The sequence below is a fragment of the Methylobacterium sp. SD274 genome, assembly GCF_017355285.1.
Lineage (GTDB): Bacteria > Pseudomonadota > Alphaproteobacteria > Rhizobiales > Beijerinckiaceae > Methylobacterium.
Map to the genome: position 1 here is coordinate 219,409 of NZ_JADIJP010000005.1, position 6,357 is coordinate 225,765.

Annotated in this window: 5 protein-coding genes; all 5 read left to right on the top strand. The window is 67.0% G+C overall.

Going from position 1 to position 6,357, the window contains the following annotated elements:
- The first annotated feature begins 98 nt into the window (after positions 1–98).
- Complete coding sequence (locus IPV08_RS07200) at positions 99–1,460, top strand: hypothetical protein (RefSeq protein ID WP_207411332.1); 1,362 nt, start codon at positions 99–101, stop codon at positions 1,458–1,460.
- A 100-nt stretch (positions 1,461–1,560) separates the two neighbouring features.
- On the top strand, positions 1,561–2,541 hold the full coding sequence (locus tag IPV08_RS07205; protein ID WP_246747838.1) for a DUF6492 family protein: 981 nt from the start codon (positions 1,561–1,563) through the stop codon (positions 2,539–2,541).
- A 257-nt stretch (positions 2,542–2,798) separates the two neighbouring features.
- Positions 2,799–3,611 carry a class I SAM-dependent methyltransferase gene (locus IPV08_RS07210; RefSeq protein ID WP_207411333.1) on the top strand — a complete coding sequence of 271 codons (813 nt, stop codon included), beginning with the start codon at positions 2,799–2,801 and terminating at the stop codon, positions 3,609–3,611.
- Positions 3,608–4,444 (top strand): polysaccharide deacetylase family protein, encoded by an 837-nt coding sequence (locus tag IPV08_RS07215; RefSeq protein WP_207411334.1) that lies wholly within the window; start codon positions 3,608–3,610, stop codon positions 4,442–4,444. The genes IPV08_RS07210 and IPV08_RS07215 overlap by 4 nt, the downstream gene beginning before the upstream one ends.
- Before the next feature lie 363 nt (positions 4,445–4,807).
- Positions 4,808–6,357 (top strand): GumC family protein (locus tag IPV08_RS07220; protein WP_207411335.1); only part of this gene is annotated, 1,550 nt, incomplete at its 3' end.

Genomic DNA, 6,357 nt, shown 5'->3' on the forward strand with positions numbered 1-6,357 from the left:
TTCTCGAGGATAGGACATCGCTCCGACCCGACCGCTCCGGACGGAGCCTGCCCTTCTCTTTCCCGCGCCATGGCACGGGCCCTGCGGAAGCCTCGGCCATGACCGCCCAACTGTCCCGAAATCCGACGCCCGTCGCGCAGGCGCTCCCTGCCGGGCGACCCGGTGTGGGACGTCGCATCGGAGAGTTGCATCGCACGCCCATGCGTCTCGTCGCCGGCGCGTGGGCGACCCACCGCACCGTGCTGATCGGTTACGGCCAGCTTCTGGCCGGGGCGGGTGGGCGCCTCGTGCTTCAGATGGTCTATTTCCTGGTTCTCGCCAACACGTTGAGCCTCGCCGAAATGGGGGTCTTCGCCTCCGTCTCGGCGGCGGGCGTGATGATCGGCTGTCTGGCGGGGTTCGGCTTCCAATCCTTCGTGATGCGGTCGGCCGCCGGAAGGCGTTCGTCGATGGGGGGATATCTCGCCGTCTACTATGCTTGTTTCGGACTCGCCCTGCCGATCATGTTCGGCCTCTCGCTGGCTCTCTACGCGTTTCTGTTCCGGGACGTGATCGCCCTGCCCGGCTACCTGGCGATCATCGTGGTCGAGGTGGCGCTCTGGCGCCAGATCGAGCTCCTGGTCCAGGTCAATAACGGGCTCGGCCGCTACGCCGCGGCGGCGACGGTGATGTCGCTTCCCATCGGCTTCCGCGCCGCCGCCGCCTTGGCGTTCTGGGCTGCGGGCGGCGGCAACGCCGAAACCTGGGCCGTCTACTATTTCGTCGGTAACGCGGTCTCGGTCGTCGTCCTCGCTATCCGCTTCCATCCGCGCACGCGGATGCGGTTCCGCGCGGCGCTGCTCAAGGGCCGGCTGCGCGACGGACTGCTCTTTGCCGCCTCCTATTTCATGTTCCTCGCTCAGGGCGAGATCGACAAACTCATCGTCCTGACGCTGGCCGGCGAGCGCATGGCGGGTATCTACGCGATCTCGATGCGGCTCATCGATTTCACCGGTGTGCCATTGCGGCCGATGTTCATGATGTATTCGCGTAAGCTCATCCAGGCCGGCCGCGCCACCCGGGCGAGCCTGCGCGAATCTCTGAAGGTGGAAGCGATGGTGGCGGTCGTCTCGACCGGTGCCCTCGTCTTCATGGTCGCGGTCCTGCACATCCGCCCCGACCTTCTCGGTCCTAACGTATCGGCGGCCTACGGCATGCTCGCCGTCATCGTCGCCGTGCCGGCGGTGCGCAATCTTCTGGAATTTCATGGCGAGTTGTTCTTCGCCTTCGGTCGGATGGGGTTGCGCGCGGGAGTCACCGCGACCCTCATCGCCCTCAAGGCCCTGGGCTTCGCCCTGCTTCTCACGGCACTTCCCGATCCGGCGCAGTGGAGCCTGTGGCTGAACGCGATCTATGTCGCGATCTACGCGTTCTCCTTCTTTACCCTCTACGGTCTTTTGTGGCGGAACACGGCACCGTGATCGCGACATCGCATGACAGGCGCGGTCCGATGACGGAAGCCTTCACCCCTCCCGGCGCAGGGTCCCCCCGATGAAGGGCGGCGGATCGGAGGAAGTGCGCATGAAGGCCGAGACCGGAGATCGTGCTTCTGCAGCCGCGGAGCAGGGCCGGGCCGAGCAGGACCGAGCCGAGACGGTGGGCCTGATCACCCTCAGCCACCGGGGCGATCTCGAACGATGCGCCCTGCTGTTCGAGAGCATCGATCAGCACGCGGCGTCGCGCGGCTGCCATTACGTCCTCGTCGACGACCGGGACGTGGCGCTGTTTGCGCACTTTGCCCGTCCCGACCGGCTGATCCTGCCGCAGTCGCAGTTCCTGCCCTGGTGGATCAGGCCAATCCCGTTCCTGCGTCGGCGCAGGCTCCGCTACTGGCTCACGCCGTTCGGCAAGCCGGTCAGCGGCTGGCACATCCAGCAGTTCGTCAAGATCGAGGCCACGCGCAGGCTGCCGGAGGCACGCTACTGCCTGATCGATTCCGACGTCTGCTTCTTCCGGGACTTCGACCTCGCCGCCTTGGCCGAGCCCAATCCGACGCCGTTCCACGTCCATCCCGGCGGTGTCGGAGCCAACCGGCCACGCCACATCCAATGGCTCGGCACCGCGAGCCGGCTTCTCGCCACCAAGCCGCAAAGCGTACCCGCCGACGATTACATCGACCAGATCATCATCTGGGACCAGGCAACGACACGGGCGATGACCGACCGGATCGAGGCCGTGACCGGCCGTGGCTGGGTCGCCGCCCTGTGCCGGGACCGCCACTTTTCAGAATACATGATCTACGGCACCTTCGTCACCAACACGCCCTCGGTGATGGCGCGGCATGCGGTGACGACGCAGAGCTTCTGCCGGACCCATTGGGACGACGACGCCCTGAGCGAGGCCGATATCCTGGCGATGCTGGACGTCGCCACGCCGACCGAGCGGGCCTTCTGCATCCAATCCTTCGGATCGACGCCGCTCTCCACCATCCGCGCCAGTATCGACGCGTTCCGTGCCGAGGGTGGAGAAGAGCGTTCCAAGCTGCGGACGGAAGCGGCCTGAAGCCTCATTCCGCCCGCGCCTCGACTTGCTGAGGCATATCGCACGCCGAGGCAAATCCCTCGCGGGTGATGAATGATGAAGGGGACCGACAGGCGCGCTAATACGTTTCCCCGCGCCCGGTACTTGGAAAAGTAAGATTTGCCGTGTCATGTGCGAGAGCACGGTCGACGCACTTTCCGGAAGGCGGATTCTCTCCCATGCCCTCGCAGAAGTCTTCGCTTCCGTCTCGCCCCATCACGACGGAATAGAGACGGAGCATGAAGGCCACGGCACAGGACGACACCGCCTCCATGGCGGGGCAGGTCGGGCGGGAGGACCTCCACCAGGACACGGAGATGCCGGCGGGCGAGGCCGGGTTCAGCCTCGCGAAGGTCCACGAAATTCTCGAGGAACTGCTTCCGGCGGGCGAGGTCTCGGTCTACGAGGCCGGCGGCGGAGCATCCTCCTATCTTCCGGTCTCTGTGCTGCGCCGCTCCCGCGTGACCGTGGTCGATATCGACCCGACCCAGGTGAGCAACAACGCCTATGCCGATACGGTGATCTGCGGCGACGTCCAGACCCACCGTTTCACGCCCCTGACCTTCGACCTCGTGACGAGCTACAACGTCATCGAGCATCTGCCCGATGTCGGCGCGGCGATGGAGCGCTTCGCCGAATGCCTGAAGCCCGGCGGTCTCCTGCTGATCGGCGCACCGCATCCGCGGTCGCTCTCCGGCCTCGTGACGAAATATTCGCCGCATTGGTTCCACGTCTGGTTCTACCGCCATATCCGCGGTCACGAGCGGGCGGGCGAGCCGGGCGAACCTCCGTTTCCAGTCCATTATCACCCGCTCGTCCTGCCGGCCCGGCTGAAGCCGTTCCTCGATCGCCTCGGGCTCGAGCCGATCTACGAACATGTCTACGAGAGCCCGCGCTATGCGGAGATGCGGATATGCCGTCCGCGCCTCGCCGCCTTCACCGACGGCGTGACCGATGTGGTGAACAGGGTGACGGGGCGGCGCTTCAACCTGCAGCGCGGTGATTATCATCTGGTGCTGCGCAAGCGGTCCGGGCATCCGACACCGCAATGACCCCCGACGCCATCCTCGATCGCGACGTGACCGAACTCAAGGCGCAGCTCTCCTTCCGGGCGCGGCTCTCGCATCGTCTGTCGCGGCATATCCCGTCCGCGCCCTTACTTCCCCGCCTGTTTGGCCCGATGGTGAGCGTCACGTTCGACGACGTGCCGGACAGTGCCTGCGAGACGGGCGCTGCCCTCCTCGACGCGCATGGCGTGAAAGGCACGTTCTACGTCTCCCGCACCCTCCTCGGCACCGCCACCGAGCATTGGCGGGTCGCAGGCGTCGAGGCCTTGACGGAGATCCATCGCCGCGGGCACGAGATCGGCTGCCATACTCATGATCACCGTCTTGTGCCCACCCTCGACGCAAAGCGATTCGCCGCGGATCTCCGGCGTAACCGGGATGCGCTCGCTTCCCTCGTGCCGGGACTGGTGCTGGAGAATTTCGCCTTTCCCTACGGCTATGCGTCGCTGGCCGCAAAGCGCGTGCTGAGCCGGACCTATGGATCCGGCCGCAGCATCATGCCGGGCCTGAATGCCGGACGCATCGACCGCTATTTCCTGCGCGCCAACCCGCTCTTCGACCGCTGCCTCGACGCCGTTCTCCTCGCGCGCCTGATGGACGAGGCGGTGGCCCGTAACGGCTGGGTGATCTTTTTCGGCCATGACGTGACCGAGGGGGCAAGCCCCTACGGCTGCTCCCCCGCCTTGCTCGAGGCCACTCTCCTGGCCGCGAACCGGCGCGGCATCCCGGTGGTCTCGATGGCGGAGGGGATGGCGCGGGCCCTTGGCATCGCTGGGGAACGGCGCCCCGTGGAAGAGGCATCCCGCCTTTCGGGCTAGACCTCGACGCAGCTCTCGAAGAACGGCCCACGCGACGCGTGAGCCCGCCCGCATCCGAGGCTTCTTGTCCTGTCCGGTGCCATGACGAAAGCGTGTCTTCAGGCGTCCCATCCAATTCCGGCGGGAGGTGTAAAGACGTGATTCATCATCGTTCCGCGTTGTTGCGCATTCGTTGAGGGTCGCCTGAGAATTTAATCTAATTTGGACTCGCAGTTGCTATTCCCTCGTGCATTCGGCCGCGCGCTCTACGGACTGTGCCGGCTCGGGACACGAACGGACCGAAGCGGGATCGTCACACCAGCAATCCCGGGGCGCGCCGGGGCTCGTGTCTTCTCGGAACTCCGTGATGGTGGGAGGCGATTGATGTTGGTCTACGACGATCCCCCTGCATCCGGCAGGCCCGGCCCGGCCGAGCCGGTACGCGACGGCTATCGCCTCTCCGTCGGGGGTGCCTTCTCGGCCTTGCGCCGACGCATCGTCTGGATCTTCGCCTGCGCGCTCGTCCTGGCCGGGATCGGCCTCGTCGGGGGAAAGCTGCTGAGCCCGCGCTACACCGCCGAGGCGCAGATCTATATCGACCCGCGCGACCTGAACCTCGTCTCCCGCGAACTGACCACCGGCGGCCAGGATTCCAACGCCTATCAGAGCGTGGTGGAGAGCCAGACCCGTCTCATCACCTCGAGCAGCGTGCTGCGCCGGGTCGTCGATGCCACCGGCCTCACCAGGGACGACGAATTCACGGCCGCGTCGGGCGGGATGGTCTCGAAGGTCGTCGCTGCCCTGGGGTTCGGAAGTCAGGACGCGCCTTCGGATGACGAGGGCGACGCGAATGCGGCGGTCGGGCTCCTGCAGCAGCGAATCTCCGTGCGCCGAACCGGGCGAACCTACGTGATCGACGTTTCGGTCTGGGCGCGGGATGCGGCGAAGGCTGCGCGCCTCGCCAACGCGGTGGTGGCCGCCTATCTCGCCGAGGATGCCGCCGCCCGGACGGAGGCCGCCAACCGCGCCAATTCCGGACTCACGGCGCGGCTCGGCGAATTGCGCACCGCGCTCAACGCCGCGGAGAATCGGGTTCAGGCCTATCGGGCCGAGACCGGGCTCGTCGGCACCCGCGACGCCCTCGTGAGCGATCAGCAGCTGACGCAGATCAACGCGCAACTCGCCGCCGCCCGCGCTCGGGTGGTCGAGGCGCAGGCCCGCGTCGAACAGAGCCAGCGCATTGCCCGCGCCGGGCTGGATGCCGGGGCGACGGACGATATCCTCTCCTCGCAGACCGTGGCTGCCCTGCGCAGCCAATACGCGGACCTCACCCGGCGTCAGGCCGAGCTCACCAACGAGCTCGGGCCGCGGCATCCTTCCGTCTCCTCCATGGTCAAGCAGGTCGCCCAGGCGCGCCGCTCCATCGACCAGGAGGTCTCCCGTTTCGCACAGGCGGCGCAGACCGACCTCGCCAAGGCGCGGGCTACCGCATCGGCCCTGGAGAAGAACTTCGATCAGGCCAAGGGCCGCACGGTCGGTCTCGCCCAGGCGTCGATCCGCCTGCGGGAACTCGAACGGGAGGCCGAGGCCAGCCGCTCGGTCTACGAAGCCTTCCTCACCCGCTCGCGCGAGACCGGCCAGCAGGCCTATCTCGACATGGGCAATGCCCGGGTCGTCTCCCCGGCGACGAAGCCGATCATGCGCAGCTTCCCGCCCCCGGCGCGGACGCTGATGGCGATGGGTCTCCTGGCGGGTCTCGGCCTCGGCATTCTCCTCGCCCTGCTCGACGATTGGACCCGGTTCGGCCGGTCGGACCCTGTCCGTGGGCCCAGGGTCGCTGAGCCCCCCATGGCGGTGAAGGCCGCCACTCCGGCACGGGAGCCGGAGCCGGCTCCCAAGATGGCCCAGGCTTTCAAGCGGGCTCCCGTGTCGGA

Excerpts from the sequence above, each read along its gene's own strand:
- IPV08_RS07200 (WP_207411332.1), top strand. The coding sequence starts at position 99 with ATGACCGCCCAACTGTCCCGAAATCCGACGCCCGTCGCGCAGGCGCTC.
- IPV08_RS07205 (WP_246747838.1), top strand. The coding sequence starts at position 1,561 with ATGAAGGCCGAGACCGGAGATCGTGCTTCTGCAGCCGCGGAGCAGGGC.
- IPV08_RS07210 (WP_207411333.1), top strand. The coding sequence starts at position 2,799 with ATGAAGGCCACGGCACAGGACGACACCGCCTCCATGGCGGGGCAGGTC.
- IPV08_RS07215 (WP_207411334.1), top strand. The coding sequence starts at position 3,608 with ATGACCCCCGACGCCATCCTCGATCGCGACGTGACCGAACTCAAGGCG.